The organism is Paenarthrobacter sp. NPDC057981, from assembly GCF_042886835.1.
Taxonomy (GTDB): domain Bacteria; phylum Actinomycetota; class Actinomycetes; order Actinomycetales; family Micrococcaceae; genus Arthrobacter.
Map to the genome: position 1 here is coordinate 1 of NZ_JBHVQI010000005.1, position 14100 is coordinate 14100.

Annotated in this window: 14 protein-coding genes; 6 read left to right on the forward strand and 8 right to left on the reverse strand. The window is 63.3% G+C overall.

Features of this window, described 5'->3' with window-relative positions:
• Positions 1–35: 35 nt before the first annotated feature.
• The gene (gene dapE / locus ACFVSI_RS07240) at positions 36–1166 is read right to left on the reverse strand and encodes a succinyl-diaminopimelate desuccinylase (protein ID WP_387821384.1); all 1131 of its coding nucleotides are present in this window, start codon (positions 1164–1166) and stop codon (positions 36–38) included.
• A gap of 85 nt (positions 1167–1251) precedes the next feature.
• On the opposite strand from dapE, the gene dapD reads away from it, so the two are divergent.
• Positions 1252–2277: a 2,3,4,5-tetrahydropyridine-2,6-dicarboxylate N-succinyltransferase gene (dapD, locus tag ACFVSI_RS07245; RefSeq protein ID WP_387821387.1), complete on the forward strand. Its 1026-nt coding sequence runs from the start codon at positions 1252–1254 to the stop codon at positions 2275–2277.
• Positions 2278–2290: 13 nt separating this feature from the next.
• Positions 2291–3133 carry a hypothetical protein gene (locus tag ACFVSI_RS07250; RefSeq protein WP_387821390.1) on the forward strand — a complete coding sequence of 281 codons (843 nt, stop codon included), beginning with the start codon at positions 2291–2293 and terminating at the stop codon, positions 3131–3133.
• Position 3134: 1 nt separating this feature from the next.
• Here the strand turns inward: ACFVSI_RS07250 and ACFVSI_RS07255 are convergent, their stop codons facing one another.
• Together ACFVSI_RS07255 and ACFVSI_RS07260 are read right to left on the reverse strand one after the other, a co-directional pair.
• Positions 3135–3746, reverse strand: a complete 612-nt coding sequence (locus tag ACFVSI_RS07255; protein WP_306842735.1) for a hypothetical protein — start codon at positions 3744–3746, stop codon at positions 3135–3137.
• A 115-nt stretch (positions 3747–3861) separates the two neighbouring features.
• The gene (locus ACFVSI_RS07260; RefSeq protein WP_387821394.1) at positions 3862–4485 is read right to left on the reverse strand and encodes a TetR/AcrR family transcriptional regulator; all 624 of its coding nucleotides are present in this window, start codon (positions 4483–4485) and stop codon (positions 3862–3864) included.
• Between the two features lie 80 nt (positions 4486–4565).
• On the opposite strand from ACFVSI_RS07260, the gene galE reads away from it, so the two are divergent.
• Positions 4566–5582, forward strand: coding sequence for a UDP-glucose 4-epimerase GalE (gene galE / locus ACFVSI_RS07265; RefSeq protein WP_387821397.1), 1017 nt, complete (start codon positions 4566–4568; stop codon positions 5580–5582).
• Positions 5583–5968: 386 nt separating this feature from the next.
• The gene (locus ACFVSI_RS07270) at positions 5969–7168 is read left to right on the forward strand and encodes an IS30 family transposase (protein WP_387821723.1); all 1200 of its coding nucleotides are present in this window, start codon (positions 5969–5971) and stop codon (positions 7166–7168) included.
• Between the two features lie 85 nt (positions 7169–7253).
• On the opposite strand, the gene ACFVSI_RS07275 is transcribed toward ACFVSI_RS07270, so the two are convergent.
• The 3 genes from ACFVSI_RS07275 to fdxA all read right to left on the reverse strand — a co-directional run bounded on the left by ACFVSI_RS07275 (position 7254) and on the right by fdxA (position 10258).
• Complete coding sequence (locus ACFVSI_RS07275; protein ID WP_018776553.1) at positions 7254–8537, reverse strand: citrate synthase; 1284 nt, start codon at positions 8535–8537, stop codon at positions 7254–7256.
• A 231-nt stretch (positions 8538–8768) separates the two neighbouring features.
• Positions 8769–9917: a succinyldiaminopimelate transaminase gene (gene dapC, locus ACFVSI_RS07280; protein ID WP_387821402.1), complete on the reverse strand. Its 1149-nt coding sequence runs from the start codon at positions 9915–9917 to the stop codon at positions 8769–8771.
• Between the two features lie 14 nt (positions 9918–9931).
• Positions 9932–10258: a ferredoxin gene (gene fdxA, locus ACFVSI_RS07285; RefSeq protein ID WP_018776555.1), complete on the reverse strand. Its 327-nt coding sequence runs from the start codon at positions 10256–10258 to the stop codon at positions 9932–9934.
• A gap of 134 nt (positions 10259–10392) precedes the next feature.
• Here fdxA and ACFVSI_RS07290 point away from each other — a divergent pair, with 134 nt between their 5' ends.
• Positions 10393–10629: a hypothetical protein gene (locus ACFVSI_RS07290; protein ID WP_387821405.1), complete on the forward strand. Its 237-nt coding sequence runs from the start codon at positions 10393–10395 to the stop codon at positions 10627–10629.
• Here ACFVSI_RS07290 and ACFVSI_RS07295 read toward each other — a convergent pair.
• Entirely contained in the window at positions 10577–10993 is a 417-nt protein-coding gene (locus ACFVSI_RS07295) for a hypothetical protein (RefSeq protein WP_387821407.1), read from the reverse strand. The genes ACFVSI_RS07290 and ACFVSI_RS07295 overlap by 53 nt on opposite strands.
• 35 nt (positions 10994–11028) lie before the next feature.
• Complete coding sequence (typA, locus tag ACFVSI_RS07300) at positions 11029–12945, reverse strand: translational GTPase TypA (protein WP_387821410.1); 1917 nt, start codon at positions 12943–12945, stop codon at positions 11029–11031.
• Between the two features lie 283 nt (positions 12946–13228).
• Here typA and ACFVSI_RS07305 point away from each other — a divergent pair, with 283 nt between their 5' ends.
• Positions 13229–14065 carry an SGNH/GDSL hydrolase family protein gene (locus tag ACFVSI_RS07305; protein WP_387821413.1) on the forward strand — a complete coding sequence of 279 codons (837 nt, stop codon included), beginning with the start codon at positions 13229–13231 and terminating at the stop codon, positions 14063–14065.
• Positions 14066–14100 lie beyond the last annotated feature (35 nt).

Genomic DNA, 14100 nt, shown 5'->3' on the forward strand with positions numbered 1-14100 from the left:
GCCAAAATTGGCTGCGGGCCTTCTTTTTGTCAGGGTCAGGCCGACGGCGCCAGCCACGTCCGCAGTGCACGCAGGCACTCCCGGATGGCATCGGCGTCGACGTGTTCGTTGTCCTTGTGCGCCAGCAGCGGATCGCCGGGGCCGAAGTTCACCGCCGGGATGCCCAGCTCACTGAAACGCGCGACGTCGGTCCAACCGTATTTGGGCTTGGGCTCAGCACCGACGGCGGCAACAAAGGACGCAGCAGCGGGGTGGTTGAGTCCCGGCCGCGCGCCTGCAGCGGCATCTGTCCGGACGACGTCGAAGCCCTCAAGGAGTTCGCGGACGTGGGCTTCGGCTTGGTCGGGAGTCTTGTCCGGGGCGAAGCGGTAGTTGATCTCCACGACGCAACGGTCCGGAATGACATTGCCCGCGGTGCCGCCGTTGATCTTCACGGCATTGAGGCTTTCACGGTAGTCCAGGCCATCGACGTTGATGGTCTTGGGCTCATAGGCAGCCAAGCGCTCAAGGATCGGGGCAGCGGCGTGGATCGCGTTGACGCCCATCCATGCACGCGCCGAGTGGGCTGTTTCGCCGAAAGTCGTGGCCTCAAAGCGGCTGGTTCCGTTGCACCCGCCTTCAACAGTGCCGTGCGTCGGTTCCAGCAAAATCGCGAAGTCGCCAGTCAGCAGCTCCCCGTGGTTGCGGACCAGCCGGCCCAATCCGCTCTTGACCGCTTCCACTTCTTCGTGGTCGTAAAACACGAAGGTGACGTCCTTGTCCGGCTGCCGTCCGCCGTCGAACAGTGTTGCCGCCAGCGCGAGCTGAACGGCAACGCCGCCCTTCATGTCCGTGGTGCCGCGTCCGTAGAGCACGCCCTCCCCCGGGGTTCCCGATTCCCAGGTTGCCGGGACGGTGCCCAACGATCCCTCGACCGTCGGCAGTGGGACGGTGTCCAGATGGCCGGCCAGGATGACGCGCTCAGGCAGCCCAAGTTCCGTCCGGGCAATGATGGCGTCCCCGTCACGGACCACCCTGTACGCCGGAATGGCCCGCAAGGCGGCCTCGACGGCGTCGGCCAGTTCGGTCTCGTTGCCGGAGACACTGTTGAAGTCGATGATCGCGGCCGTCAGGAGGGCAACGTCCTGGCGCAGGTCAAGGAGGGCGGGGGCAGGGTTCAGGGTCACACGTTCAGCTTAATGCCAACAAATGCGACTTCTGCGGCGTGAGACCGGTTTTAGCCCACCTCTGCCTGCTGGATAGACTTGGGCCATGACTGAAACTGCTTCCGCCGCTGCGCCCGCAACCGCGCCCACCAATGATCGATCAGCTTACGGATTCGGCCTCGCCACCATAGCCACTTCGGCCTCAGGGGAAGCAACCGTTCTGGACGTGTGGTTCCCGGCACCCTCGCTCGGCGTGGCGGCCGAAACCCTGCGCGACGTCGAAAACGCCGATCCCGCACTCAGTGCCCTGGCGGAAGAAAGCAAGGATGCCGACCGCGGCACCGAGCAGAAGGTGGTCTTCGCACAGATCGACCTCGACGCCGCCCCAGCCGACACTGCCGACGCCTACCTTCGTCTGCACCTGCTCTCCCACCGCTTGGTCAAGCCGAACAGCATCAACCTTGACGGCGTTTTCGGAAAGCTTCCCAACGTGGTCTGGACCAACTTTGGCCCCGCCGCGGTTGAGGGCTTCGAACTGACCCGTGCCCGCCTGCGCAAGCGCGGCAACGTGGTTGTGTACGGTGTGGACAAGTTCCCGCGCATGGTTGACTACGTGGTTCCCACCGGTGTGCGAATCGCCGACGCCGACCGCGTCCGCCTGGGTGCGCACCTCGCCGAAGGCACCACTGTGATGCACGAAGGCTTCGTCAACTTCAACGCCGGAACCCTGGGCACCTCCATGGTTGAGGGCCGCATCTCGGCCGGTGTCGTAGCCGGTGACGGTACCGACGTCGGTGGCGGCGCGTCCATCATGGGCACGCTCTCCGGTGGCGGCAAGGAAAAGATCGCCCTGGGTGAGCGTGTACTGCTCGGCGCGAACTCCGGTGTGGGCATCAGCATCGGTGACGACTCCGTGGTCGAAGCCGGCCTCTACGTCACCGCCGGTACACGCGTCCGCGTGCCGGGCCCCAAGGACGAGAACGGCGAAGACACCAGCCAGATCATCAAGGCCGTGGAACTCTCCGGCGTTCCCAACCTGCTGTTCCGCCGCAACTCCACCACTGGTGGCGTGGAAGTCCTTCCGCGCAAGGGCCAGACCGTGGAGTTGAACGAGGCACTTCACGCCAACTAGCAGGAGGACATCCGTGCGCCGGTTCCGCCGCGCCATCGTAGCGGTGCTGGCCTTGGCCCTTGTAGCAGGTGCCATCTACGCGATCGTGGCTGTACTGCAGCGCTCCGAGACCCTTGTCACGGAGCGTTGCACCGCCGTCGTCGGTTCTGAAAGCCACGAGTTGGCCACGGACCAGGCCGCGAACGCATCGCTCATCACGGCAATCTCCGTCAAGCGTGGGCTGCCGCCCAGGGCCGCCAGCATCGCCTTGGCCACAGCCATGCAGGAATCCCGGCTGCGCAACATCAACTACGGTGACGAAGCCGGCCCCGATTCCCGGGGGCTGTTCCAACAGAGGCCGTCGCAGGGCTGGGGCACCGAGGCGCAGGTCATGGACCCCGTCTACGCCACCAACGCGTTCTACGACGGACTGGTCAAAATCCCGGGCTACGAGACCATGGAAATCACGCAGGCGGCGCAGGCAGTCCAACGCTCGGCCTTTCCCCGCGCCTACGCCCAACATGAGCCGATGGGCCGGGCCTTCGCCTCAGCACTGACCGGGCACTCGGAATCTTCGCTGAACTGCGAACTGCGCATGCCTGAAGCGGCAGGTGACCCTGCCGTCGTCGTCAATGAACTCACGACGGCGTTCGGCACCCAGCCTGCCTCGGTCCAGGGTCGCTCGGTGCAGTTGGAGGTGACCGGAACCCAGGCGTGGGCCGTGGCACATTGGGCGGTGGCAAATGCCAAGGCCTTGGCCATTACCCAGGTGGATGTCGCGGGGCAGACGTGGAACCGGGAGAAGCGCGACGGCTGGCACGCCGCCGCTGCTCCTTCAGAGACGGTCACGATCACGGTCTCCGCTCCCCCCACCTGAGTCAGGCGAGGAGCTCCACCACGGGTTGGACGTAGCTGCGGAAGGCATCCGGTTGGGACATCAACCGGTGGCTCATGATCATCGTGTTGGGCTCCAAGTACCAGGCGCGGGGTTCTTTGAGCGGCAATTCGATAATGGTGAGATCAAAATCCCGCGAGCTGCGCCCAACCTCCAGGAGCCTGTCCTCCACCATCTCGCTCAATAGCTCGGTCATGCCGCTCGCCGCCCGTTCGGCTTCAAGACGGGCATATTCGTCGATCCTGTCCGTAGCCCATCCCAAGGCGGAGCCAAAGTGGGCCTGCAGGACCCTCTGCAAGGCAGGCGAATTACCGAACGCCTTGAAGCTCGGCGGCGCCAGCTCCGTCACAGGGTTGGGGTAGGACTTCAACAGCCTCTCCCACCATGCTTCCCACTCCGTCTTGAGGGCACTGATGCCGCCAACATCCGAAGTGAGGTGGCTGTGGTCGGCGTGCCGGACTTTGGGATCGGCGTGGGAGAGGCTGGGCCTTCCCGCACCATCCAAGCCAGCGACGTCGCGCAAGTACAGTGCAATGAGCATCGGTCCGGACGTGTCCATGGTGATACGCCACCCCTGGCCGTCTGATACGTGCATCCCAAGACCTCCCGCAGCAGGATACCGACACCACCCAGTCTATTCCTGATCAGCGGCCCTGTCCCTTGCCGGTGCTGGGGCGCCCTTACCGGAGCCAGAGGGGGGGTTGCGGGGGCTACGGGGCCGCCAGCTCCCGCAGCGACCTCAGGTGGGCCGTGAGGACATCGCTGCACACTTCGGCAGTCATCCACTCTGGTTGCAGCAGCGCGTGCATGCAGAGCCCATCCGTAGTGGCCAGAAGCCGTTCAGCCTCGGTGACAAGATTCTGCTGGTGGTCAGCCTGGGCCGGGTTCAGGAGAAGGATCAGGCGGCCCACGATCGCAGCCACCGCCCTGTGGCTCCGCTCTGCTTCCGGGGCCAGGACCGGCTTGATGCGGGCAGCGTGCCGGAAAGCCATCCACACACAGGCGTCGACGGCGAGTTCCTCGTCCAGGGGCAAGAGCTGGCCCAGGAGGTTCAGGACGGCAGCGTCTTGTTCAGGGGTGCCGAGGACTTCCTGCTCTACCTCCGTCAGGGCAGATTCGAGCCGTCCGGCGATACGGTCTATCACTGCCCCGAAAGAGAAGACGAGAAGTTCATCGCTGCTGGCAAAATAGTGACGCACCGAGCCCACAGCCAACCCGGCCTCGTCCGCTACCTCCCTGAGGGAGGCCCGCTCCAAGCCATCACTGGCGATGATCCTGAATACGGCGTGGACGACTTCCTGGCGCCGGGCTTCGGCATCAACAATTTTGGGCACTAATCGTTTTTAGCACGAACGTGCTTCCACACCGCTCAACACAGAGCGGCGTGCCCTGGATTTCCGATAGCGTAGGGACCATGAAAATTCTTGTCACGGGTGGCACCGGCTACATCGGCTCCCACACCGTCTTGTCCCTTCAGGAAGCCGGCCACGACGTCGTCGTGCTGGACAACTTGGTGAACTCCAGCGAGGAGTCACTCCGCCGCGTGTCCGAGCTGACCGGCAAGACCGCCGCCTTCCATAAGGTCGACCTGGTGGACGAGCCCGCTGTTGAGGCCGTGTTCGACCAGCACCAGATCGACGCCGTCATCCACTTCGCGGGTTTGAAGGCCGTTGGCGAGTCCGTCCAGGAACCCCTCGCGTACTACTACAACAACATCGTGGGCACCCTCAACCTGCTCCGGGCCATGGACAAGCACAATGTGCGCTCCATCGTCTTCAGCTCCTCGGCAACGGTGTACGGCGAGCACAACCCGATTCCCTACATCGAGAAGATGGAAATCGGCGCCAACAACCCCTACGGCCGCACCAAGGAACAGATCGAGGACATCCTCTCCGACCTGGGCAACGCGGACGACCGCTGGCACATAGCACTGCTGCGCTACTTCAACCCCGTGGGCGCCCACCCGTCCGGCCTTATCGGCGAAGACCCCCAGGGCATTCCGAACAACCTCGTTCCGTTCATCGCCCAGGTAGCCGTTGGACGCCGCGAAAAGCTGATGGTCTTCGGCGGTGACTACGACACCCCGGACGGCACGGCACAACGCGACTACATCCACGTGGTGGACCTTGCCGAGGGCCATGTAGCAGCCCTGAGCTACATCGCCAACCGTGCTGGCGTCCGCCGGTGGAACCTGGGCTCAGGCCGTGGCTCTTCCGTGCTGGAGGTACTCCGGTCCTTCGAGAAGGCTGTGGGCCAGCCGATTCCCTACGAGATCACCGGCCGCCGCGCCGGCGACCTCCCCGCTTTCTGGGCCGACGCTTCTTCAGCTTTGGCCGACCTTGGCTGGTCGACCACCAAAACAGTGGACCAGATGTGCGAGGACCACTGGCGTTGGCAGAAGAACAACCCCTACGGCTACAACGCTTCCTAATGCAACGCGGGGTCACTTACGGCCCATGATGGGGCCTCCCATCGGCCGTAAGTGACCCCGCGTTGTTGTTCTGGTGATTAACGACGGCGGCCGCCCACCTTGGGTTCTAGCGGTCGTTGCAACACCCGATATTTTTGGGAGTTGCAACGACCGTGCCGCATTTAAGCGATGTTCCTGGGGAGTTTCGGAAGTTTGCGAGATCTACTGCCGAGCAGCGGGAAGCTTTCTTCAGGGCTTTTGATCGGCTAGCGAGTGTGACGGAGGCCGCCGCTGAGCTCGGGTTGAACCGGAACACCTGCTACCAGTGGGTTCGAAAGGCCGGACTGGCCAGGAATCGTGCCGAAGGTCCAACACGGGAGGGATTCCGCCGGTTGCGCGATCAGGGTTTGTCCCGTCGTGAGGCTGCCCATGAATTGGGTATCCACGAAACCACGGCCAAGGAATGGGACAGCGGTGTCCGCCGCACAAAAAACGGACGAATCTATCCGGATGGGCGGAGGATCGATTACACAAGTGGTGTGATGACCCTGACTCCGCCCGCAGCTGTGGCCGCTGCTTTCACGATTCCCCGGCTGGCGGCTTTGGAAAAGTCACTGAACCCGCGGTTCTTATCCCTGCAGGACAGGGAACGCATCGCCGACCTGCGCAGCGGAGGCGCCCCGGTCCGGAGCATCGCCCGGGAACTGGGCCGTTCTCCCTCCACGATCAGCAGGGAACTGGCCCGGAACAGTCTCGATGATGGGAAGTACTACGCTTACGCTGCCCAACGCGCCGCAACAACGCGCCGGCCCCGCCCCAAGGACAGCAAGTTGGTCTCCCATAAGCGGCTGCGGAAGTATGTGAAGAAGAAACTGCTTCGCCGGTGGTCACCGGAACAGATCAGTCACAAGCTGATCAAGAAGTTTCCCCACGATGCGGAGATGCGAGTGAGCCCAGAAACGATCTACCAGGCCCTCTATTTTCAGGCCCGCGGCGGGCTCAAACGTGAAGTCCAAGCAGCCCTGCGAACCGGCCGGACCCGCCGTAAGCCCCACAAGGATCCCCAGCAACGGCAGCCGCGTTTCGTCGATCCGATGGTGATGATCTCCGACCGGCCACCCGAAGTCGAAGACCGTGCCGTGCCTGGGCACTGGGAAGGGGACCTCATCACCGGGGCGAATAACCAATCCGCCATCGGCACCCTCGTCGAACGCACCACCCGGTACGTGATGCTCGTCCACCTGCCCGGAGACCACACCGCCGAGACAGTCCGTGACGCCTTGATCACCACGATGTCCACACTGCCCGAGCACCTACGCGGTTCACTGACCTGGGACCAAGGTTCCGAAATGGCCGGCCATAAGGCCTTCACCATGGCCACCGACATGCAGGTCTACTTCTGCGACCCAGCCAGCCCCTGGCAACGCGGGTCCAACGAGAACACCAACGGGCTCCTGCGCCAATACTTCGAAAAAGGCACTGACCTTTCCGTGTACGGGCCCGAAGACCTCGAGCACGTCGCCCAGGAACTCAACGGCCGACCACGCAAAACGCTCGACTGGGATACCCCAGCCGAGCGCCTGCGTGATCTACTAATGACCACCTAACACCAACAGTGTTGCAACGACCGGTAGAAACTGCCCACCTCGCGCGAGGTGGGCGGCCGCCGTCGTTATCGCCGTACTAGCCGTACTAGTTGGCCGGGTAGTTGCGCTCCGGCTCCCCTGTGTAGAGCTGCCGCGGGCGGCCGATCTTGGTCTGGGGGTCGTTGATCATCTCGCGCCATTGGGCAATCCAGCCCGGGAGGCGGCCAATGGCGAAGAGGACGGTGAACATCTTCTCCGGGAAGCCCATGGCCTTGTAGATGAGACCGGTGTAGAAGTCGACGTTCGGGTACAGCTTGCGCTGGATGAAGTAGTCGTCCGCGAGAGCCTTCTCTTCAAGGCGCATGGCGATGTCCAGCAGTTCGTCGTTGCCGCCGAGCTTGCCCAGGACCTCGTGTGCCGTTGCCTTGATGATCTTGGCACGGGGATCGTAGTTCTTGTAGACGCGGTGTCCGAAGCCCATGAGGCGGACGCCGTCTTCCTTGTTCTTGACCTTCTCCATGTAGTCCTCGGGCTTGATGCCGTCGGCCTGGATCTGGCGGAGCATTTTCAGGACGGCCTCGTTGGCGCCACCGTGGGCGGGACCAAACAGGGCATTGATGCCTGCCGAAACTGAAGCGAAGAGGTTCGCGTTGGACGAGCCGACCAGGCGAACGGTGGACGTCGAACAGTTCTGCTCGTGGTCTGCGTGCAGGATGAGCAGGAGGTCCAGTGCCTTGACGACTACGGGATCCATTTCGTACTGCTCGGCCGGAAGGCCAAAGCTCAGGCGCAGGAAGTTCTCCACCAGGTTCATGGAGTTGTCCGGGTACAGCATGGGCTGGCCGATGGACTTCTTGTGCGCGTACGCCGCGATGACGGGCAGCTTGGCCATCAGGCGGATGGTGGAAACTTCCACGTGCTCGGCATTGAAGGGATCCAGCGAGTCCTGGTAGAACGTGGACAGTGCCGAGACAGCAGAAGAAAGTACCGGCATCGGGTGGGCGTCGCGCGGGAAGCCTCCGAAGAAGCCCTTGAGTTCCTCGTGCAGGAGTGTGTGGCGGCGGATGCGCTGATCGAACTCTTCCAGCTCCGTGGGAGTAGGGAGGTTGCCGTAGATCAGCAGGTAGGAAACTTCGAGGAAGCTCGAGTGCTGCGCGAGCTGCTCGATGGGGTAACCGCGGTAGCGCAGGATGCCTGCGTCGCCGTCGATGTAGGTAATGGCCGAGGTGGTGGCCGCTGTGTTCATGAAGCCGGGGTCATAGGCAACGGCGCCCGTCTGCTTCAGCAGCTTGGAAACGTCGTAACCTTCGTTTCCTTCTACAACCTTGATGCGCGGCAGTTCGAGTTCGCCGCCGGCATGGCGCAGTGTCGCGCTGGTGGTCTCAGTCATGGAGTCCCCTTCATGAGGCCTTTGGGCCTCTATCGAACGCTTATCCGACCACCTTCTGGTGCCGCCGTTGCAAGGCCTGCTGTTGCAGGCCTCCAACGGCCGGAGTGCATTCTTAGAGAAGGCCACCATTGATAGTCAGTTAAAAGCTACCGCCAGTAACCCTGCGGAACTAATCCGTAGCCTCCGGTTACTGGCGGAATGACGCTATAAGTGGCGCAAGTCACAGCATTGTTATGCGTTGGCGACAAGCCTTTCGACAGCGGCATCGATACGCTCGTCGGTGCCGGTCAACGCGACCCGGATGAACCCGTTGCCGGCGTCTCCGTAGAAGACACCGGGGCCAACCACAATGCCAAGGTCAGCGAACCGGGCTACGGTGTCCCACGTCGCTTCGCCGGCCGTGGACCACAGGTAAAGCCCGGCCTTCGACTCGTGGATTTTCAGCCCGAACTGCTGAAGCGCCGGAACAAGACGCTCGCGTCGCGCTCTGTAGAGATCCTTCTGCGCCAGGACGTGGCCGGCATCGCCCAGAGCGACGCGCATGGCCTCCTGGATCGGGAAGGGAACGATCATGCCGGCGTGCTTGCGGCTGTTGACCATGTTGGCGATGATCGCCGAATCGCCGGCAACGAAGGCAGCGCGGTAGCCGGCAAGGTTGGATTGCTTGCTCAGGGAGTAGACACTGAGCAGGCCATCGGTGGAACCACCCGTGACCCGGGGATCCAGGATGCTGGGCACAGCTTCTCCTCCGCGCTGGGCATCCCATTCGCCCCAGCCCAGTTCCGCGTAGCATTCGTCCGAAGCGACCACTGCACCCAGTTCGCGGGCCTGGCCCACGATCCGGCGCAGAGATTCGACGTCGCGGACACTGCCGGTGGGGTTGCCCGGCGAGTTGATCCAGATCAAGCGGACCTTCGCGCGGGTGGCCGGATCAAGCTCATCCAGGTCATCGGCGGCAGCCGCCGTAGCCCCGGCGAGGGAGGCACCAATGTCATACGTCGGGTAGGCAACGGTGGGACGGACCACCACATCGCCTTCGCTCAGCCCGAGCAGGAACGGCAGCCAGGCCACCAATTCCTTGGAGCCGACCGTGGGCAGCACATCCTTGGGATCGAGGCCCGGCACCCCGCGCCGGCTGGCAAACCAGTCCACGACGGCTTGGCGCAATGGCTCAGTGCCATGGACCGTCGGGTAGCCGTGGGCGTCCGATGCTGCCGCCAGGGCGTCACGGATGAGTCCTGGCGTCGGGTCCACAGGAGTTCCGATGGAGAGGTTCACTGCCCCGCCCGGGTGCTTGGACGCCGTCGCAACGTACGGTGCCATGGCCTCCCACGGGTAGTCGGGCAGGTTGAGGCCAAAGGCGGGGGCCGCGGAAATCAAGGATGCAGCCGTCCTTAGTGGTCTTGGTTCTGCGGCGGCAGGGCGGCAATGAACGGGTGGTCCTTGCCGGTGTTGCCGATCTTCGCTGCGCCACCGGGGGAACCGAGGTCGTCAAAGAATTCGACGTTGGCCTTGTAGTAGTCGGCCCATTCTTCCGGGGTGTCATCTTCGTAGTAGATGGCCTCCACAGGGCACACAGGTTCGCAGGCACCACAGTCGACGCACTCGTCGGGGTGGATGTAGAGGGAACGCTCACCTTCGTAAATGCAGTCGACAGGGCATTCTTCAATACATGCCTTGTCCTTGACATCCACACACGGCTGCGCGATTACGTACGTCACGTCCCAGACCTCTCCACGGTTTGTCCCGGCGATGGCCGGGTAATACTGCCGGCTTCCTGCCGGGCACTCAACTTCCGAGCCTATTATCCAACAGTGCGATCACGCCAACCTAGCCCGCGTCTTAGTATGAAACGGTGAATCCGCCACATTTGCCTCCACGACAATTCCTGCTCAACGCAACACCGGGCATACGGGTGGTGGTGCGGTACAGGGTCGACGACGGGCTCACCGACGCGCTGGGCTACCTGCTGGACAGCAACGACACCGCATGCACCGTGCGGACCCGCACCAGCGACGTCGAAATTCCCTTGGCGATGGTCATCGCCGCGAAGGAGGTACCGCCGCCACCGCCGCGGCGACCGGCCCGGTAGACCGGAGCCGGCTGGCGACCACGAGCATGACCAGCGTCACTGCGCCGATACCGTAAATCCACACCGTTCGCGGCGTATCGCCGAGCACCAGTTGCTTCCCAGGCCCGGCGGACGACAAAACGCCGACGGCGGCATAGGCCACCACGCCTGCCACCGCAGTCGGGACGATGGAGCGGGACCACGCCGCCAGCCACAACTGCACTGAGGCGAGCAGCAGCAGCGCGGCAGCAACTCCCCAGAAAATTTCGACGCCGAACCAGACGCCCGACTGCCGGTGCAGTGCCGTACCTGCCGCAGCAACGAAAAGAGCCGCCGGTACGGCCGCAGCAATGCTACGGAACGTACCGGCGACTCCCCTCTTCATGCAACTGTTCCCGACTGGTTGAGAACCAGTAAGGACTAGGCCTTGGCGCGGGCGCGGTTGGCCTTGGCGCGCTCGTTGGAATCGAGGATGACCTTGCGGATACGGATGTCTTCCGGGGTCACCTCAACGCACTCGTCTTCGCGGGCGAATTCGAGGGACTCTTCGAGGGTAAGCTCGCGCGGCGGCGTCAGGTTCTCGAAGGAGTCGGAGGAAGCAGCACGCATGTTGGTGAGCTTCTTTTCCTTGGTGATGTTGACGTCCATGTCGTCGGCGCGTGAGTTCTCGCCAACGATCATGCCCTCGTAAACCTCGGACGTGGGCTTCACGAAGAAGGAACCGCGCTCCTGGAGGTTGATCATGGCGAACGGGGTCACAACACCGGCGCGGTCGGCAACCATCGAACCGTTGGTGCGGTATTCGATGGGACCGGCCCACGGCTCGTAGCCTTCGGAGATGGAGGCTGCGATACCGGCACCACGGGTGTCCGTGAGGAAGCGGGTGCGGAAACCGATCAGGCCACGGGCAGGAACGATGAATTCCATGCGGCACCAGCCGGTACCGTGGTTGGCCATGTTGGTCATGCGGCCCTTGCGGGCTGCCATGAGCTGGGTGACGGCGCCGAGGTACTCTTCCGGAACGTCGATGGTCATGTGTTCCATCGGCTCGTGGAGCTTGCCGTCGATGGTCTTGGTAACAACCTGCGGCTTGCCGACGGTCAGTTCGAAGCCTTCGCGACGCATCTGCTCAACAAGGATGGCCAGGGCGAGCTCGCCACGACCCTGGACTTCCCAGGCGTCAGGACGCTCGGTGGGGAGCACCTTGATGGAGACGTTACCGATCAGTTCCTTGTCCAGGCGGTCCTTCACCTGGCGGGCGGTGACCTTGGCGCCCTTGACCTTGCCGGCCAGCGGGGAGGTGTTGATACCGATGGTCATGGAGATCGCGGGATCGTCAACCGTGATGAGCGGCAGCGGCTGCGGGTTCTCGGCATCCGTGAGGGTTTCACCAATGGTGATGTCCTCGATGCCGGCGACTGCGACGATTTCACCGGGACCGGCTTCGTCGGCGGGAACGCGAGTCAGCGCCTTGGTGGCCAGCAGTTCGGTGATCTTGACGTTCTTGAGTTCGCCGTTGGCGCGTGCCCAGGCAACGGTCTGGCCCTTGCGGAGGGTGCCGTTGTAGATGCGGAGCAGGGCGAGGCGGCCAAGGAACGGCGATGCGTCAAGGTTGGTCACGTGTGCCTGCAGCACGCCGTCCGGGTTGTAGGTGGGAGCAGGGATGTGCTCGATGATGGTCTTGAAGAGGGGCTCGAGGTCCTCGTTCTCCGGGGCCGAGCCGTTGGCCGGCTGCTCCAGAGACGCGCGGCCAACCTTGGCGGCGGCGTAGACCACGGGAACTTCGAGGACCTTGTCCAGGTCCAGGTCCGGAACTTCGTCCGCGAGGTCAGAGGCAAGGCCCAGGAGGAGGTCCATGGACTCGTGGACGACCTCGTCGATGCGGGCATCGGGACGGTCGGTCTTGTTAACCAGGAGAATGACCGGCAGGTGCGCAGCAAGGGCCTTGCGCAGCACGAAGCGGGTCTGCGGCAGGGGACCCTCGGAAGAGTCAACCAGCAGCACAACGCCGTCAACCATGGACAGCCCGCGCTCCACCTCGCCACCGAAGTCGGCGTGGCCGGGAGTGTCGATCACGTTGATGGTGATGGTCTCGCCGTTGGACGACGGGCCGTTGTAGGCAACCGTGGTGTTCTTCGCGAGGATGGTGATGCCCTTTTCGCGCTCCAGGTCACCGGAGTCCATGACGCGGTCCTCAACCTCACCGTGGGAAGCGAAGGAGTTGGTCTGCTTGAGCATGGCGTCGACCAGGGTGGTCTTACCGTGGTCAACGTGTGCGACGATCGCGACGTTGCGCAGATCGCTCCGCGACGCAGTGTTGGTGATGGTTTCAGACATGCGTTTATGACTCGTTTCAGTGGTGAAGTCAGCTGTTTGTATCCGCGCGCATACCTGATCGACTTGATCGGAACACACAGCGAAAAGACCCCGGGACACAGGGCACCTGCATCCAGTCTAAACGCAGATGCATTTATGAGCCTAAAAAGCAAGCTATTGGTCGCTGGATTGTGGCATCAGTCACAGGAGGTCACGTGTTCGTAAACACAAGTCAAGATGCTGGATTTTCCTGTTCTGGTGCCCCATGATTGCAGCAGAACCAGTGCCCCACGGAGACCAATCAATGCGTCAATCTTCGGCCGTGTTCCGCATGATCGCACCGTTGATCGCCGTCGGCGTCCTCGCGGTCGGCTGCGGACCAGCGCCAACCAGTGCCCCCGCTCCATCCGTTGCGCCCGCACCTGCCCGGACGGCGGCCTCCGATAAACCGCTGAGGGTTGCCCCGGAACCCAGCGCCCTGAACCTCCCCGCCGGTTCTCTTTACAAGAATCCAGCGAACAACCGCAACGAACTCGTGCTGGCTGATGTCCGCCACACAGCGGTGCTGATCGGCGATTCACAGGCCATGCCCGCGGGGTCCTGGCCCCAGCAAGGCATCGCAGCCCTGGGGTACAAACTGCACGTAGTGGGAATGGGCGGCACCGGATACGTCGCAACCAACGGCAAGACCGGCAACTATATCGACGCCCTGCAGCGCGGCGACTGGGTCCTCCCTTACGGCGAGCCACCTCTGATTGTGGTGGAAGGCGGCGGGAACGATGCCACGCAGCGCGCCACGGATGCGCAAATCACGAGCAACGCCGAGCGTTTGCTGGCTGCGTTGAAAACCCGCTACCCGGGCTCGCGTCTGGCCATGATCGGTACCCTGGCACGCGGGGTCAGCAACGGAGGCGGACGCAGGACTGAAGTGGACGCCCTCCTGGGCCGGATCGCCCTCAAGCACGGTATCCCGTTCGTCAGTGCAGGCGATTGGTTGACCCGCTACGACGCCATCGGCGACCTCCAGGACGGGGTCCACCTGCGGCCGACCGGGCACGCGAAGCTCGGCGTAGCACTGGCACGCGAGCTCACCGCTTTGGGTCTCACGGCGCGCCCCGACAGTGCTCCAGCGGCCAAGTAGGCTGACCTCGCTTAACAGGCAAGAGCCGGTGGTTC